Source organism: Streptococcus sp. HMSC061D10, from assembly GCF_001808865.1.
Taxonomy (GTDB): domain Bacteria; phylum Bacillota; class Bacilli; order Lactobacillales; family Streptococcaceae; genus Streptococcus.
Genome location: NZ_KV794994.1, coordinates 1 through 274, shown reverse-complemented (window position 1 = coordinate 274; position 274 = coordinate 1). Strand labels below are relative to the sequence as shown.

The window sequence follows — 274 nt, the reverse complement described above, 5'->3', positions numbered from 1 at the left end:
TGAGGGACGAAAAGGAGCAAGAAGAAAAACAGAAATTGTCCGAGGATTGGTAACGGAGTTTGCCTTAGAGATTCTTCTAAAGATTATTAAGCTACCTCGTTCAACCTATTATTACCAGCAAAAGCAGTTAGATAAAAGCGATAAAAATCATGATATTAAAGCTGAAATTCAAGCTATTTTTACTGAGCATAAAGGAAATTATGGTTATCGCCGAATGACTCTAGAATTAAGGAATCGTGGTTTTGTAGTGAACCATAAGAAGGTGCAGCGTCTT

At 36.1% G+C, this 274-nt stretch carries 1 protein-coding gene; it reads left to right on the top strand.

The genetic code is table 11. The features are described 5' to 3' along the window. The coding region (locus tag HMPREF2728_RS01400; RefSeq protein WP_148130239.1) for an IS3 family transposase at nucleotides 1-274 on the top strand (274 nt) is incomplete at both ends.